Annotated in this window: 14 protein-coding genes; 4 read left to right on the plus strand and 10 right to left on the minus strand. The window is 67.9% G+C overall.

What is annotated here, in order from left to right; genetic code table 11:
- The 7 genes from ACJQWM_RS12125 to ACJQWM_RS12155 form a co-directional block, all read right to left on the minus strand.
- Positions 1–408, minus strand: a 408-nt coding sequence (locus ACJQWM_RS12125; protein ID WP_411306862.1) for a DUF58 domain-containing protein, incomplete at its 3' end; no start/stop codon positions are given.
- A gap of 166 nt (positions 409–574) precedes the next feature.
- Positions 575–1,594: an AAA family ATPase gene (locus ACJQWM_RS12130; RefSeq protein ID WP_332703900.1), complete on the minus strand. Its 1,020-nt coding sequence runs from the start codon at positions 1,592–1,594 to the stop codon at positions 575–577.
- A 166-nt stretch (positions 1,595–1,760) separates the two neighbouring features.
- A complete protein-coding gene (locus ACJQWM_RS12135) occupies positions 1,761–3,767 on the minus strand; it encodes a type IV pilus secretin PilQ (RefSeq protein ID WP_332703898.1) in 2,007 nt (668 codons plus the stop codon).
- Positions 3,768–3,783: 16 nt separating this feature from the next.
- Positions 3,784–4,293: a pilus assembly protein PilP gene (locus tag ACJQWM_RS12140; protein ID WP_411306866.1), complete on the minus strand. Its 510-nt coding sequence runs from the start codon at positions 4,291–4,293 to the stop codon at positions 3,784–3,786.
- Between the two features lie 46 nt (positions 4,294–4,339).
- Positions 4,340–4,999 carry a type IV pilus inner membrane component PilO gene (locus tag ACJQWM_RS12145; RefSeq protein WP_411306863.1) on the minus strand — a complete coding sequence of 220 codons (660 nt, stop codon included), beginning with the start codon at positions 4,997–4,999 and terminating at the stop codon, positions 4,340–4,342.
- Positions 4,996–5,742 carry a PilN domain-containing protein gene (locus tag ACJQWM_RS12150; protein WP_332703894.1) on the minus strand — a complete coding sequence of 249 codons (747 nt, stop codon included), beginning with the start codon at positions 5,740–5,742 and terminating at the stop codon, positions 4,996–4,998. The genes ACJQWM_RS12145 and ACJQWM_RS12150 overlap by 4 nt, the downstream gene beginning before the upstream one ends.
- Complete coding sequence (locus ACJQWM_RS12155; protein ID WP_332703892.1) at positions 5,742–6,800, minus strand: pilus assembly protein PilM; 1,059 nt, start codon at positions 6,798–6,800, stop codon at positions 5,742–5,744. The genes ACJQWM_RS12150 and ACJQWM_RS12155 overlap by 1 nt, the downstream gene beginning before the upstream one ends.
- A gap of 220 nt (positions 6,801–7,020) precedes the next feature.
- On the opposite strand from ACJQWM_RS12155, the gene ACJQWM_RS12160 reads away from it, so the two are divergent.
- The gene (locus tag ACJQWM_RS12160) at positions 7,021–9,564 is read left to right on the plus strand and encodes a penicillin-binding protein 1A (protein ID WP_332703890.1); all 2,544 of its coding nucleotides are present in this window, start codon (positions 7,021–7,023) and stop codon (positions 9,562–9,564) included.
- 100 nt (positions 9,565–9,664) lie between these two features.
- Positions 9,665–10,327, plus strand: coding sequence for a hypothetical protein (locus ACJQWM_RS12165; protein WP_332703888.1), 663 nt, complete (start codon positions 9,665–9,667; stop codon positions 10,325–10,327).
- Between the two features lie 197 nt (positions 10,328–10,524).
- On the opposite strand, the gene ACJQWM_RS12170 is transcribed toward ACJQWM_RS12165, so the two are convergent.
- From ACJQWM_RS12170 to ACJQWM_RS12180, 3 genes are all read right to left on the minus strand, one after another.
- The gene (locus tag ACJQWM_RS12170; protein ID WP_332703886.1) at positions 10,525–11,844 is read right to left on the minus strand and encodes a citrate synthase; all 1,320 of its coding nucleotides are present in this window, start codon (positions 11,842–11,844) and stop codon (positions 10,525–10,527) included.
- A gap of 359 nt (positions 11,845–12,203) precedes the next feature.
- The gene (locus tag ACJQWM_RS12175; RefSeq protein WP_332703908.1) at positions 12,204–12,446 is read right to left on the minus strand and encodes a type B 50S ribosomal protein L31; all 243 of its coding nucleotides are present in this window, start codon (positions 12,444–12,446) and stop codon (positions 12,204–12,206) included.
- 71 nt (positions 12,447–12,517) lie between these two features.
- Positions 12,518–13,453: a nucleoside hydrolase gene (locus ACJQWM_RS12180; protein WP_332703884.1), complete on the minus strand. Its 936-nt coding sequence runs from the start codon at positions 13,451–13,453 to the stop codon at positions 12,518–12,520.
- Positions 13,454–13,713: 260 nt separating this feature from the next.
- Here ACJQWM_RS12180 and ACJQWM_RS12185 point away from each other — a divergent pair, with 260 nt between their 5' ends.
- Positions 13,714–14,736, plus strand: a complete 1,023-nt coding sequence (locus ACJQWM_RS12185; RefSeq protein WP_332703882.1) for an aminoglycoside phosphotransferase family protein — start codon at positions 13,714–13,716, stop codon at positions 14,734–14,736.
- Positions 14,733–15,458, plus strand: a complete 726-nt coding sequence (gene murU / locus ACJQWM_RS12190) for an N-acetylmuramate alpha-1-phosphate uridylyltransferase MurU (protein ID WP_332703880.1) — start codon at positions 14,733–14,735, stop codon at positions 15,456–15,458. The genes ACJQWM_RS12185 and murU overlap by 4 nt, the downstream gene beginning before the upstream one ends.
- Positions 15,459–15,470: the final 12 nt, after the last annotated feature.

Consider the following 15,470-nt stretch of genomic DNA (forward strand, 5'->3'; position numbering starts at 1 on the left):
CTCGCGCCGGCTGCCGCGCAACGCGGCGATGCGGTCGCCGTCGCGCGCCGCGACCCAGGCCGCGATCGCGCCCGCGCGGGCCGCCTGCACCGATTTGAAGCGCACCCGGGTGCCGAAGTACAGCGCCGGCGCGGTGTCGGCGACGATCAGCGTCAGGCGCTCGCGTTCGGCCTGGAACAGCTTGGTGTGAGCCTGGCCGGTGCGCGCGGTCAGGCGCCAGTCGATGTGCCGGGCATCGTCGCCGGCGACGTATTCGCGGGATTCGGCGTATTCCATGCCGCGCCCGCGCAAGGGCGACAGCGCATGCCCGCTCACGCCATGGCGGCCGAGCCGGGCGCTGCGGCGGCCGCTGGCCAGCGCGCGCAGGCCGACGAGCTCGGACAGGGTCGGAGTAACACCGTCGGTCATCGCGGCTACCCGGTGCGTGTAGGAGCGGCTGTAGAGCCGAGCTTGCTCGGCTGCCCCGGCGTCGCAGCCGAAGCAATCCGGCTGACCGGGTGTCGCAGCCGAGCAAGCTCGGCTCTACGCGATCGGGTGACACACCCGGGCGCGCGGCCCTGATCATCATGGTGGCTCACGGCAGCGGCACCTTGGCCAGCAGCTCGGTCACCAGCCGGTCGCCGTCCCAGCCTTCCGCCGTCGCCTCGTAGCTGGGCAGGATGCGGTGGCGCAGCACCTCGGGGGCGATCGCACGCACGTCGTCCGGGGTCACGAAATCGCGACCGCCGAGCCAGGCATGCGCGCGTGCGCAGCGCTCCAGCGCGATCGAGCCGCGCGGGCTGGCGCCCCAAGCGATGCGCCGGGCCAGCTCGGGGTCGTAGCGGGACGCGTCGCGCGAGGCCAGCACCAGCTCGATCAGGTAACGCTCCACTGCCGGCGCGACATGCAGCGCCAGCACGGCCGCGCGTGCCGCGAACACGTCCTCCACCGGCATCCGGTGGACATTTGCCGGGCTCGGCTGCATCGCATCGCGGGCGCGTTCGCGCGCCAAGCGCAGGATCTCGGCTTCTGCGTCGGCCTCCGGGTAGCCGATGCGCACGTGCATCAGGAAACGGTCGAGCTGCGCTTCGGGCAACGGAAACGTGCCCTCCTGCTCGATCGGGTTCTGCGTTGCCATCACCAGGAACAGCGGCGTCAACGGGTAGGTGGCGCGACCAACGGTGACCTGGCGCTCGCCCATGGCTTCCAGCAGTGCCGACTGCACCTTGGCCGGCGCGCGGTTGATCTCGTCGGCCAGCAGGATCGGGTGGAAGATCGGCCCGGGCTGGAACTCGAAGCGTCCGTCCTGCGGGCGCCAGACCTCGGTGCCGGTCAGGTCGGCCGGCAGCAGGTCGGGGGTGAACTGGACCCGGGCGAAGTCGGCCTCCAGGCGCGCCGCCAACGCGCGGATCGCGCTGGTCTTGGCCAGCCCCGGCGCGCCCTCCACCAGCAGGTGCCCATCGGCGAGCAGCGCGATCAGCAGGCGTTCGATCAGCGCGGACTGGCCGACGATCTCGGCCGACAGGGCATCGCGCAGCTCGCTAAAGGCGTCGTGCAGGCGGGCAATGTCGCCAGAAGGGTTTTCGGTGGCTTGGCTTTCGGGCGCGCTGTCCATTCCTTTCCCGGCGTTGGTGTCCGGTCGATTTTGACCCATCTGGTCGCGCTGCGTTCAACCGTGTCGCTGCGGCGTTCAGCGTCCGGCTCCGGCAGCACCGATAGCACCGGCCGCCAACGCAACGGGGGCCCGAAGGCCCCCGCTGCACTCATCTGCGGTGCCTGGCTCAGTCGCGTTGCGCGACCCGCAGCACCTTCGGCGTCACCATGATCAGCAGCTCGGCCTTCTGATTGCTGCTGCCCTTGTTCTTGAACAGGTTGCCCAGGAACGGGATGTCGCCGAGGAACGGTACCTTGGTCACGTCGTCGCGAGTGCTGAACTCATAAACGCCGCCGATCACCACGGTCTGGCCATCCTCGACCAACACCGCGGTGTTGACCGAGCGCTTGCTGATCTGCGGAACGTCGCCGATGCCGGTGCTGATGAAACCCTCGATCTCGTCCTTGTTGACCAGCAGGTTGAGGAAGACCCGGCCGTCGTTGGTGATCGTCGGGGTGACCCTCATCTCCAGCAGCACGTCCTTGAACTCCACGGTCGGCGTCGGCACGCTGCCCGCCGTTGCCGGCCGGATCGTGACGTATCCGACCTCCTGGCCCTGGGTGATGATCGCCTCACGCTGGTTGCTGGTGACGATGCGCGGGTTGGAAATCACTTCGCCGCGACCCTGCTCCTGCATCGCCGACAGTTCGACGTCGAGCAGGTAACCGGCGTTGAGGATCGACAGCGCGACCGCACCGGCGGGGTTGGCGACCGGCAGGTTGGTCATCAGCGAACGCGAGATGGTGTCCAGGCCACGCGGATTGTCGTTGATGTTGACCGCGTTGCCGCGATCGATCGCGTTCTGCGCCGAAGCGTTGGTATCGCCGCCGAAGCCGATCGAACTGCGGTCGCCCGGATCACCGCTGGCGCCGCTGATGCCGAACTTGGCGCCGAGTTCGCGCGAGAAGGTCTCAGTGGCGATCACCACGCGGGCCTCGATGATCACCTGGTCCACCGGCCGGTCGATCACGCTGATGAGCTCCCTCATCTGCTCGATCTTCTTCGGGATGTCGCTGATCATCAGCGTGTTGGTGCGCTCGTCGGCGACCAGTCGCCCGCGCGGCGAGAGGAACCCTCCCCCTTCATTGCCGCCACCCGCGCCGCCACCGGCGCCACCGCCGCTGCCGCCGACGCCCTTGGCCTCGGTCAGCGCTTCATAGATTTGGGTGGCGTTGTGATAGTTGATCTGCACGTACTCGGTGACCAGGTCGACGCGGTTGTCCAATGCAATGCGCGCGTCTTCCCGGGCCTGTTCGAACTGGGCGATTTCGGTCTGCGGCGCGATCCAGACGACATTGCCGCTGCGGCGCTTGTCGAGCCCCTTGGCCCGCAGCACGATGTCCAGCGCCTGGTCCCACGGCACGTTGATCAGCCGCAGAGTGACGTTGCCCGTCACCGTATCGGAGGCCACCACGTTGAGGTTGGACTCCTCCGCGATCAGCTGCAGCACCGTGCGCACCGGCACGTCCTGGAAGTTGAACGTGACCGGACGGCCGCTGTAGGCGCGCTCACCCGGGGTGTCGCCGCTCGCGGCGATGTCTGCCTCGGCGCCTTCGTCCGAGCGCGCCGCGGTGGCGGTGCTGGCGCGCGGCACGATCTCCACGATGTACTCGTTGCCGGTCTGGTAGGCCATGGATTCGAACTCGCCGCGGGTATCGAGCACCAGCTGCGTGCCGGTCCCGGCGGGACGGGCGTCGATGCGCTGCACCGGAGTCGCGAAGTCAGCCACGTTCAGCGGGCGCTGCAGGCTTTCGGGCAGCGCCGCGTTGCCGACGTCGATGGTCACCCGCGAGCCCCGCGTGCGCAGGTCGGGAGCAGCGCCCTCGCCGGTGAAGTTGATGATCAGCCGGCCGGCACCGTCATCGCCGCGCTTGAAGTCGATCTTCGATATCGAGATCGCGCCCGGCAGTTGCTTGGCCGGATCGAAGCTGGACGCCGGTGCCGCCTGAGCGATCAAGACCGGCACGAAGGTGCCCGATGTCACGGCCTGCGGGCCGGGCGCGGCGGCGTGCACGGCGCTGAAGGCCGCCAGGGTGCCGACCGCCAGCCCCAGCCCTGCGATGCGCAGGAGCGGGCTTGACAGGAGCAAGGGGCGCCCGGCGGGCCGCGTACGTGTAGCGTTGAATACGGTCATCGTGCTATCCCCCAATTCATTGATCTTCTAACGCGACGGTGGCCGGACGTTCCAGCCAGCCACCCGCGCCGTCCGGCACCAGTTCCACCAACTCGATGCGGTCTTCGGCCACGGCAGTCACGCGGCCGTCGCTCTGACCCATGTACGCACCGGGTCGCACCCGGTAAGTCACCCGGTCGGGCGCCATCACCAGCGCCACCGTGCCGGCGCCACGTCCCAGCGTGCCGACCATGTCCAGGCTGTCGAGCGGAAACTGCTCCAGCGTCTGCTTGCGCCGGCCCGCGTCGGGACGCGGCCCGCTGCCGTTGCCCCGGTCGGTGAAGGCGCGGCTGAACGGGTCGCGAAGGGCGTGCGCGGCGTATTCGAAGGTTTCGAACTGCTGCATCACCGGCAGCGGATCCAGTGGCGGTGCCGGACGCGCCTTGGTCTCGGCGGTCCATTTTTCGAGGTTGGGCGCGTCACCGGGCGTGCTGCTGATGCTCCGTGAGCAGCCGGCCAGCGCGGCCAGCAGCGTCGCGGCCAACATCAGGCGCACCACTAGCGGACCGCGACGCAAAGTCATGTCATGCATCTCAGGCTCCCCCCTTTCCGGCGTCCGCGCCTTCCTGCAGGTCCATTTCCTCTTCGTCCAGATAACGATAGGTCTTTACCGTACCGGCGAGTTCCAGCGAGCTGTTGGCGGTGATCGGCGTGTCCCCGCCGCCCCGGGGCTGCAGCGAGATGTCATGCATGGTCATGATCACCACCCGCGGCAGCGACGCGACGCCGCTGACGAAACTGCCGAACTGGTGGTAGCTGCCCACCATCCGCAGCGAGATCGGCTTCTCGGCGTAGAACTCCTTGGGTTCCTCCGGACCGGGCTGGAACAGCTCGTTGCTGATGCCGGTGGCCAGTGCGGTCTGCGAGATGTCGACGATCAGGTCGGGCATCTCGGTCTTGCTGGGCAACTGCCGCAGCATCTGCTGCAGCTGCTGCTCCATCTGCGCGAGTTGCTGCTTGAGCGGCTCCAGGTTGGCAGCGCGGCCCTGCTTGGTTTCGAACTCGGCGCGCAGTTCGGCCTCCTGGCGCTCCAGTCCCGCCAGCTGCTCGCGCTTGTCGCTTACGAACAGCCACCAGGCCAGGCCGATGATCACCAGCCCGAGGATGACGCAGAAGCCGATCTTGGCCCGCTGCGGCCAGCCGCCGATGTTGTTGAAGTCCAGTTCCCGCAGGGAGATCTTTTTCTGGCTCACGACGCTGCTCCTGTAGCGAGGACCGGGGCCGGCGCGGCCGCTGCCGGCACGGCCGCTGGGGCTGCATCCCCCGGCGCCGCGGTGGCCCCGGCGCCGATGGCGCTCTGGGTCGCAGGGTCGGTCCCGGGCTCGGGGGTTGCGCCCTCGGGCATCGCGTCCGGCTCGTCGGGAATGCCGTCACCGTCTCTGTCGACCGGCGCGTTCGGGTTGGCCAGCTTGACCTGCAGCGTGAATCGGTAGGGCAGGCCCTTGTCCTGGCCGGCCGCTTCGATGATCGCCAGCTCCGGGCTGGTCAGCCAGCCCGAACCCTCCAGGTTGCGCATGTAGGTACTGACACGCGCGTTGGACTGGGCGCGGCCGTTCAGCGTCAGGATCTGGTCGTCCTGCCTGATCGATGTCAGCACCGCCCCGTCGGGAATGGTCCGCACCAGCGAATCGAACAGATGGACCATCTGCGAACGGTTGGCCTGCAGCTGCTCGATGACTTCCTTGCGCGCCAGCAGCCGCGACTTCTGCCGATCGAGCTCGTCGATCTCGGCGATCGCCTTGTCGACCTCGGCAATCTCCGCCTGCAGGAATGCGTTGCGCTCGTTCTGGCCTTCGATCTGGCCGTTGTGGTAGCTGATGATCAGGAAAGCCAGCGCGATCGCAGCGACCAGCGACAGCCCGAGCATCTTGGCGAAGTCCTTCTGGCGCTGCTTGCGTCGCTCGGCGCGCCAGGGAAGCAGGTTGATCCTTGCCATCAGTCGAAGCTCCTCAGGGCGAGGCCGCACGCAATGAGCAGGGCCGGTGCGTCCTGGGCCAGTGCATGGGCCTGGACGCGTGGGCCGAGCGTCATGTGCGCCAGCGGGTTGGCCACCATAGTCGGCACGCCCAGCTGCTCCTCGATCATCTGCGCGATGCCCGGGATCGCGGCGCAGCCGCCGGCGATCACGATCTGGTCGACGCGGTTGAACTCGCTGCCGGCGTAGAAGAACTGCAACAGGCGGCTGACCTGCTGGACCATGGCTTCCTTGAACGGCTCCAGCACTTCGGCTTCGTAACTCTCCGGCAACCCGCCCTGACGCTTGGCAAGGCCGGCCTCCTCGTAGCTCAAGCCATAGCGGCGCATCACCTCGTCGGTGAGCTGCTTGCCGCCGAAAACCTGTTCGCGGCTGTACAGGCTGCGACCGTTGCGCAGCACGTTCAGCGTGGTCATGGTGGCGCCCGAATCGATCAGCGCTACGACGCCATCGGGCGTCACGTTGAGCTGGTCGGCGAGCAGCGCGAATGCGTTCTCGATCGCGAACGCCTCCACGTCCATCACCCTCGGGATCAATCCCCCGAGCTCCAGCGCCGAGGCTCGGACCTCGACGTTCTCGGCGCGCGAGGCCGCCAGCAGGACCTGCACCGACTCGGCACTGTTGGGCATCGGCCCGAGCACCTCGAAGTCGAGGTTCACTTCCTCGATCGGATACGGCACGTAATTCACCGCCTCCAGCTCGATCTGCGACTCCAGGTCGTCGTCGTCCAGATCGGCCGGCATCGGGATGACCTTGGTGATCACCGCCGAACCGGCGACGGCCGCGGCCGCATATTTGGCACGGCTGCCGGAGCGGGTCACGGCGCGCTTGATCGCCTCGCCCACCGCTTCGGGCTCGACGATGTTCTTCTCGACGACCGCATTGGGTGGCAATGGCTCGACCGCGTAGTGCTCGACCCTGAAGCGGTTGCCCGCCCGCGAGAGCTGCAGCAGCTTGACGGCAGTCGAGCTGATATCCACACCGACCATGGCCGGCTGGCTTTTTGTGATGACACCCACTGTTTTTCTCCCCTTGCCACAGACGCTTACGCGTACTTTGTGCAGCCCCGTCTTAAATAACGGACTTTTCCAAGGCTGGCAACCATTTCGTTCATGATTTGCCGACCGATGCGATTCGCCTGAACGACTGTGCCCCCACGAGACGCCGTCCCCAAAGTCGGCTCGCGCCGCTCCTCTATACTCCACGTCATCATCACCCGCAATCGGATTTCGAACACTGATGTCCCCCCGCTTCCGTGGTTTGCTTCGCTGGGCGCTGTACGCGTTCGCCGGAATGGCCGTACTTGGCGCGTTCGCGCTGGGCACGCTGTATTTCCTGATCGTACCCAAGCTGCCCGACGTGGAGAGCCTGCGTACGGTGGAAATGCAGGAGCCGATGTACGTCTACGCGCGCGACGGCAGCCTGATGGCGCAGTTCGGCGAGAACCGGCGTTATCCGATCGTCATCGATGCCGTGCCGGAGCTGCAGAAGCAGGCGTTCATCGCGATCGAGGACGCCCGTTTCTACGAGCACGGCGGCCTGGACTACAGGGGCATCGCCCGCGCGATCTGGCTGCTGGCGACCACCAATGACAACCGCGTGCCGGGCGGCTCGACGATCACCCAGCAGGTGGCCCGGCAGTTCTTCCTGGACTCCGAATACAGCTACATGCGCAAGCTGCGCGAGATGTTCCTGGCCATGCAGATGGAGCGCGAGCTCAGCAAGGACGAGATCTTCGAGCTGTACCTCAACAAGAGCTTCTTCGGGAATCGCGCCTACGGCGTGGCCGCGGCCGCCGAGTTCTACTACGGCAAGAAGCTGCACGAACTCGCCCTGGACGAGATGGCCTCGCTCGCCGGCATCCCCAAGTTTCCGTCCAGCGGCAATCCGCTCAGCAATCCCGAGCGCGCCAAGCTGCGACGCGACTACATCCTGCACCGCATGGCGGAGCTGGGGTACATCAGCGCCGCGGACGCCGGGCGGGGCCAGGCCGTGCCGATGCACGCCAGCGCCCACGAGCCGCCGGTGCAGACCCCTGCGCCCTATGTCGCGGAGATGGTGCGCCAGGAGATGGTGGCCCGCTTCGGCGCCGAGGCGCTGACCCAGGGCTACCACGTCACCACCACGATCGACCCAAAGCTGCAGCACGCCGCCGATGACGCGATGCGCGAGGGGCTGTCGATTTACGATCGGCGCCACGGCTGGCACGGCGTCGAACAGACCTTCGAGTTGGCGCCCGACGAGGATGCGCAGGCCGTCAGCGCCCGCTTGCGCGGCATCCCGCCGCTGGCGGACCTGGTTCCGGCGATCGTGCTCGCCACCGGCGAGGGCACCGCCGAGCTGGTGTTGCGCAACGGCAGCCAGATCACCCTGGATGCGGAGAGCAGTTGGGCCGGGAAAGACCCGGCGGGGCTGCTCGAACGTGGCGATCAGGTGCGCGTGCGGCAGGTCGTCGCCGAAGCCGACGACGGCGACGAGACCGTGCCCGGGGCGGACGGTGCGGATGCCGATGACGGCGCCGCGGCCCGGCCGCCGACCATCGAGCTGCAGTACACGCTCGACCAGATGCCACGGGCGCAGGCCGCGCTGGTGTCGCTGGAACCGCACGATGGCGCATTGCGCGCCCTGTCGGGCGGCTTCAGTTTTGCCGGGACCAAGTTCAACCGCGCCACCCAGGCGCGCCGCCAGCCGGGATCCAGCTTCAAGCCGTTCCTGTATGCGGCGGCGTTCGAGCGCGGCTTCAATCCGGCTTCGATCGTGCTCGACGCGCCGGTGGTGTTCAGGCAGCGCAACGGCAAGGAATGGCGACCGCAGAACGACAGCGGCAACTTCGCCGGGCCGATGCGGGTGCGCGAGGCGATCGTGCAGTCGCGCAACCTGGTGTCGGTGCGCCTGCTCGATGCGATCGGCGTGGACTACGCGCGCAAGTACATCAGCCACTTCGGATTCGACGAGGCGCAGCTGCCGCCCAACCTCTCGATGTCGCTGGGCACCGCTTCGCTGACGCCACTTTCGGTCGCGCGCGGCTACGCGGTGTTCGCCAACGGCGGCTTCCGGGTGACTCCGTGGGTCATCGACCAGATCAAGGACCGCAACGGCGCGGTGGTGTTCAAGGAAACCCCGGCCACCGCTTGCCCGGCTTGCGGACGCACCGGCGCTGCGCAGGCCCGCACCTCCTCGGCCGTGGTCGATGGCTTCAACCTGGGGCCGGTGGCCACGCCCGCTCCGGCACCGAGCAGCGAAGACGAAGACCGACTCGACGCCGAGACCGAGCCGTTGGACACCAGCGACCTGGTGGTGGCGCCGCGGGCGATCGATGCCCGCATCGCCTACCAGATGGTTTCGATGTTGCGCGACGTGGTGCAGCGCGGTACGGGCGTCGCCGCCAAGGTCCTGGAGCGCGAGGATATCGGCGGCAAGACCGGCTCGACCAATGACCACCGCGACGCCTGGTTCTCCGGCATCGGTGGAAACCTGGTCACCACCGTCTGGGTCGGTCGCGACGATTTCCAGTCGCTGGGCTACCGCGAGTACGGCGGCAAAGCGGCGCTGCCGATCTGGATCAACTACATGCGGGTGGCGCTGGAGGATCGGCCGCTGGCGCAGAACGAACCGCCCGACGGCATGGTCCGGGTGTCGGTCGCGCCCAACGGCAGCCTGATGCCCGAAGGCACCGGCGGCGTGCAGGAGTGGATCAAGGTCGAGGACCTCGACCGCATGCAGAGCTTCGCCGACTACGGCATGGACGAGATCCCGGCTGAGGAGTCGTTCGACATCTTCTGACGCGGGGTGCGGCATCTGCGTGCTAGCTTGCAGGTGCCGGCCCGCAGGCCGGCCGCGGGCGGCATCGGCCCTCGCCACGTCTGCCGCGGAGGTCGTCACCATGGCGCACGCCCGACATCACGCGCAGCAACATGCGCAAACCCGCACCCGCGAACGTCGCCACCGCCTGGCCATCGAGGCGGCGCGGCTGATGGCCGAAGGCGGCCTGCGCGATTACCACCAGGCCAAGCTCAAGGCGGCCGAGCGGCTCGGCATTTCCGACGATGCGTCGTTGCCGCGCAACAGCGAGATCGAGGCGGCGCTGCGCGAGTACCAGCGCCTGTTCCAGCGCGACAACCCCGGCCAGTTGCGGCACCGGCGCGAGGTGGCGCTGCGGGCACTGGAATTCTTCGCGCCGTTTGAGCCGCGCCTGGTCGGCCCGGTGCTCGACGGCACCGCGGACGCGCGCAGCCCGGTCGCGCTGCACCTCCACGCCGACGATGCCGACGCCGCCCCGCGCTTTCTCGACCAGCACGGCATCCCGGTCGAAGCGCGCAGCCGGCGGGTGCGGCTGGACCGCGAGCGCAGCGACGATTTCCCGGTATGGCTGTTCAGTGCCGAGGAACTGCCCTTCGACATCACCGTGATGCCGCTCAACGTGTTGCGCCAGGCGCCGTTATCGGGCGTGGACGAGAAGCCGATGAAGCGCGCTTCGGCCGCGCAACTGCGGCAGTTGCTGACGGAGGAGGAAATCGAGGGCTACGCGCGGGGCGATTCGGGCTGAGCGAGCGGCCGGACGTTTGCTGCTGCGGGACTCGGGACTCGGGACTCGGGAAAAGCATGTCATCCCGGGCGCCGCGAAGGATCTGCAAGTTCCGCTCGACGCAGCCGTAGAGCCGAGCTTGCTCGGCTGCGCTTCGCGCAAAAGAAAACGCCCCGCTTTCGCGGGGCGTCTCGTTTCTTACCGGGCTTTGGCCAGGCTCAGCGCTGGCCCATGCCGACGTAGTCGCGGTTGGCCGCGCCGGTATAGATCTGCCGCGGGCGGCCGATCTTGTTTTCCGGGTCTTCCTGCTGCTCCAGCCAATGCGCCACCCAGCCGGCGGTGCGCGCGATGGCGAACATCACGGTGAACATCTCCACCGGAATGCCCAGGGCCTTGTAGATGATGCCCGAGTAGAAGTCGACGTTCGGGTACAGCTTGCGCTGCACGAAGTACTCGTCCTTCAGCGCCGCCTCTTCCAGCTTCATCGCCACGTCCAGCAGCGGATCGTTGACGCCGAGCTGGCCGAGCACCTCATGGGCCATCTTGCGCACCAGTGCCGCGCGCGGATCGTAGTTCTTGTAGACGCGATGGCCAAAGCCCATCAGCCGGAAGCCCGACTCCTTGTCCTTGGCGCGGTCGATCGCCGACTGCACGTTCTCGGGGCGGCCGATCTCCTCGAGCATCTTCAGCACCGCCTCGTTGGCACCGCCGTGGGCCGGCCCCCACAGCGCCGCGACACCGGAGGCCACGCTGACGTAGGGGTTGGCCCCGGTCGAACCGACCAGGCGCACGGTCGAGGTCGAGGCGTTCTGCTCGTGATCGGCGTGCAGGATGAACAACAGGTCCATCGCCTTGGCCGCGACCGGATCGAGTTCCAGCGGCTCGCTCGGCACCTCGTACATCATGTGCAGGAAGCGCGTGGTGTAGTCGAGGTTGTTGCGCGGGTAGCGCAGCGGCCAGCCGATTGAGTGGCGGTAGCAGGCGGCGGCGATCGTCGGCACCTTGGCGATCAGGCGGATGGCGGCCAACCGGCGCTGTTCGGGATCATCCAGGTCGAGTTCGTTGTGGTAGAAGCTCGCCATCGAGCCGAGCATGCCGACCAGCATCGCCATGGGATGCGCGTCATGGCGGAAGCCGCCCAGGAAGCTCTTGAAGGCCTCGTGCATCATCGTGTGATGCGTGACTTCGTGCTCGAACCGGGAGAACTCGTCGGCCTTGGGCAGCTCGCCGTTCATCAGCAGGTACGCCACTTCGAGGAAGCTCGAATGCTCGGCCAGTTGCTCGATCGGGTAGCCGCGATACAGCAGCACGCCTTCTTCGCCATCGATGTAGGTGATGGCCGATTTGCAACTTGCAGTGGCGGTGAAGCCGGAGTCGTAGGTGAAGCAGCCGGTTTCCTTCGGCAGCCTGGCGATGTCGATGCACGGCGCGCCCAGGGTGGGATGCTGCACGGGCAGTACCACGCTCTTGTCGCCGGCGGAGAGGGTGACCTGGTTCAGGGACGACTGGTTCGGGCCGGAATTGGACGAATCGGACACGGAGCAAACTCCTCATGTGTCGACGTGCGGGACGGCAGGCCGTGGCACGGAGGGGGACAGGAATCGCGGCTCGCCGCGATCGGCAATTATCGCACAAGGATGCGCGGCCGCATGGTCGAGGCGGAATGTCGACGCGGAATGGCCGCGCGGACGGAAGGTCCAGAAACGGCAACGGCCACCGTGTGGTGGCCGTCGATAGCGCTGTCATTCCGAACCGCTGGAGCAGCTTGCTGACCAGCTTATCGACCAGCTTGTGTGAGGAGCCTGCTGCAGCCCTGGCGGCGTGAAGCAGATCCCTCACTGCACTCGGGATGACGGTTCGGCAAAGCCGCACGCGTTGCGCGCGGGCCAATCCGTTGTTACTTGGCGTAGCGCTTGCGGAACTTGTCCACGCGGCCGCCAATGTCCATGACCTTGTGCTTGCCCGTGTAGAACGGGTGCGAGGCCGACGAGATGTCGACCTTGATCAGCGGGTACTCGTTGCCATCGTCCAGCTTGACCGTCTCCTTGCTGCCAAGGGTCGAGCGGGTCAGGATCTGGAAATCCGTGGTCACGTCCTGGAACACGACGTCACGGTATTCAGGATGGATGCCGGCCTTCATGGCACTCACCAATTCATTCAGAGGAAGCCGGGCAGTATAGCCTCGCCTTTTCGACCGAGCAAGGCCGAAGTTCAACCGGCCGCCAGGGCCGCGCGCACCAATGCCTCGAAACGGGCCTGGTCGTAGCGCATCAGCAGGGAAGCATTGTCGGGGCCGCCTTCCTGCCGCAGCCAGTCGACCACCGTGACGCCGCGGGTACGACGGCCGTCCAGCTCGACCGCCACCGGGCGTTCGAGCCGCTCCAGGGCGCCGTCGGGCTCCAGCGCGTACGCCATCGCCAGCGCGTCGGCCGAGTGCCAGCGGTCGCCGCGGCGGTCGGCCGACCATTCGCGGGTCTGGCGCGAGATCGCCTCGTAGAAGCGCGCCCGTGGCGAATCGGCCTGCAGCCAGCGCACGACCTCATCGTGCGGCAGGCCGTGGGCGATCGTGGCCTCCCAATCGGCCAGATCGAAGTGCTCAAACGCGCTGAACACCAGGTGCGCGGCTTCCGGATCGAACGCGATGTTGAACTCCGCCGCCGCGGTGATATTGCCGTGCGCGCTGACCGCACCGCCCATGATCACCAGCCGCGCAATCCGCTGCGGGAGGCTCGGATCGAGCTTGAGCGCGAGCGCGACATTGGTCAGCGGGCCCAGCGCGACCAGCAGCAGCCTGCCGGCGTGCTGGTGCGACAGCCGCAGGATCGCGAGCGCGGCATGCTCGGCCTCGGCGGTGCGCGGGCATGGCGCGTAGCCGACGTCGCCGAAGCCATCCTGCCCATGAACGTTGGCGGCATCGCGTGCCGGATGCAGTAGCGGTGCCTCGCAGCCGGCGAACACGGGCACGTCGGCGCCGGCCACCTCGCACAGCTTCAAGGCATTGGCGACGGTGTGCCGCAGACCGACATTGCCGGCCGCGATGGTGAGGCCCACAACCCGGTGGCGCGGGTCGTTGAACGCCATCAGCAGGGCCAGGGCGTCGTCGACGCCCGGATCGGTATCGATAAGCAATGGTGTCTTGTCTGTCATCGGGCGATTATGCCGGGCGCGGCGGGCCGCTGCTGCCACCCCCGCTCTTGCCGATCATCGCGGGCGAAAAGAACACTCGATGCATCTGACGGTGAGTGGCCTCTCCTGCTGTTGCCGCGAATGCAGATCAACCGCCGTCGCCACTCCAGGGCCACCAAGGATTCGCCGGGAGCCGCTGAAGAATTCGGGCCGGGAGCATTCACCCCGCGCACCGGGCCGGCTACCCTGTGCGCCTGCGGCCCACGCCGCCCGGAGACCGCATGACACTGCCTGCCGCCGACCACGCCGACCGCGCGACCGCCCGCCTGGAGTGGGCGCGCCGGGCAAGCGGCGCGACCTCCCTGCAGCTCCACCGCGCCTCGATGGACGCCGGTTTCCGCAGCTACTGGCGTGGTGCCTCCAACGACGGCAGCCCGACTGCGGCCAGCGTGATCGTGATGGATTCCCCGCCCGACCGGGAAGACGTGCGGCCTTGGCTGCGTATCCGCGAGGTGCTCGAACGTGGCGGCGTACGCGTGCCGCGGGTGCTGGCGCAGGATGTCGATGCCGGTTTCCTGCTGCTCGAGGACCTCGGCGCCGAGACCTACCTGCACGTGATCGACACCGACAACGCCGATGCACTGCTCGACGATGCGGTCAGTCAGTTGCTGAAGCTGCAGGCGATCGCCTGCCCGGCCGACCTGCCGTCATACGACGAGGCGCTGCTGGCGCGCGAACTGCACCTGTTCGACCAGTGGTATCTCGGCCACCATCTGGGGTTGACGCTGGATCCGGCCGACCGGCAAACACTCGAGCGCGTCTACCGCCACCTGATCGACGCCGCGCTGGCACAACCGCGGGTGCTGGTGCATCGCGACTTCATGCCGCGCAACCTGATGCCGGCCGCCGCTGGTCCGGCGGTCCTGGATTTCCAGGACGCGGTGCGCGGGCCGATCGCCTACGACCCGATCAGCCTGTTCAAAGACGCCTTCCTGAGCTGGCCGGAGCCGCGCGTCGCGGCGTGGCTGGCTCGCTACCACGCGCGCGCTTCCGAGGCCGGGCTGCCGGTGCCGGAGCTCGCGCGGTTCCGCCGCGATGCCGACCTGATGGGCGTGCAGCGGCACCTGAAGATCATCGGCATCTTCGCCAGGCTCCGGCACCGGGACGCCAAGCCGAAGTACCTCGCCGACGTGCCGCGCTTCATCGGCTACCTCGATGCGGTGCTGCCGCGTTATCCCGAGCTCGCAGCGCTGGCCGAACTGATCGATCGCCACGTGCGGCCCGCACTGGCTGCCGACGCATGAAGGCGCTGATCCTCGCCGCCGGCCTCGGCGAACGCATGCGGCCGCTGACCGAGCGCACGCCCAAGCCGCTGCTGGAAGCTGGCGGCAAACCGCTGATCGTGTGGCACCTGGAGAAGCTCGCGGCGATAGGCGTGCGCGAGGCGGTGATCAACACCAGCTGGCTGGCCGACCGGTTCCCGCAAATCCTGGGCGACGGAGAACGCTGGGGCCTGCGCCTGCAGTATTCGTATGAAGGCCCGGCCCCGCTGGAGACCGGCGGCGGCATGCTCAATGCGCTGCCGCTGCTGGGCGAGGCGCCATTCATTGCGGTCAACGGCGATATCTGGACCGACTATCCGTTCGCCCGATTGCCCGATGAGCCGGCCGGCCAGGCGCACCTGGTGCTGGTGGACAATCCGGCGCATCACCCCGGCGGCGACTTCGTGCTGGCAGCCGATGGCGCAGTCCACGACACCCCCGGCGACCACCGACTGACCTTCGCCGGGATCGGCGTGTACCGGCCCTCGTTGTTGCAGCGGTGGCGCGAGATCATCGGCGACACGCCAGGCGCCGCAGCGGTGCCGCCGCGGTTCGGGCTGGCCCCGTTGCTGCGCGCGGCCATGGCCGGTGGCGCGGTCAGCGGCGAACACCACCGCGGCCACTGGACCGATGTCGGCACGCCGCAGCGGCTGGCGCAGCTGGATGCCAAGCTGCGCGCAACCGCGGGTAGCCACGAGCTGTAGGAGCGGCTTCAG

This window comes from Novilysobacter longmucuonensis, from assembly GCF_046600735.1.
GTDB classification, from domain to species: domain Bacteria; phylum Pseudomonadota; class Gammaproteobacteria; order Xanthomonadales; family Xanthomonadaceae; genus Novilysobacter_A; species Novilysobacter_A longmucuonensis.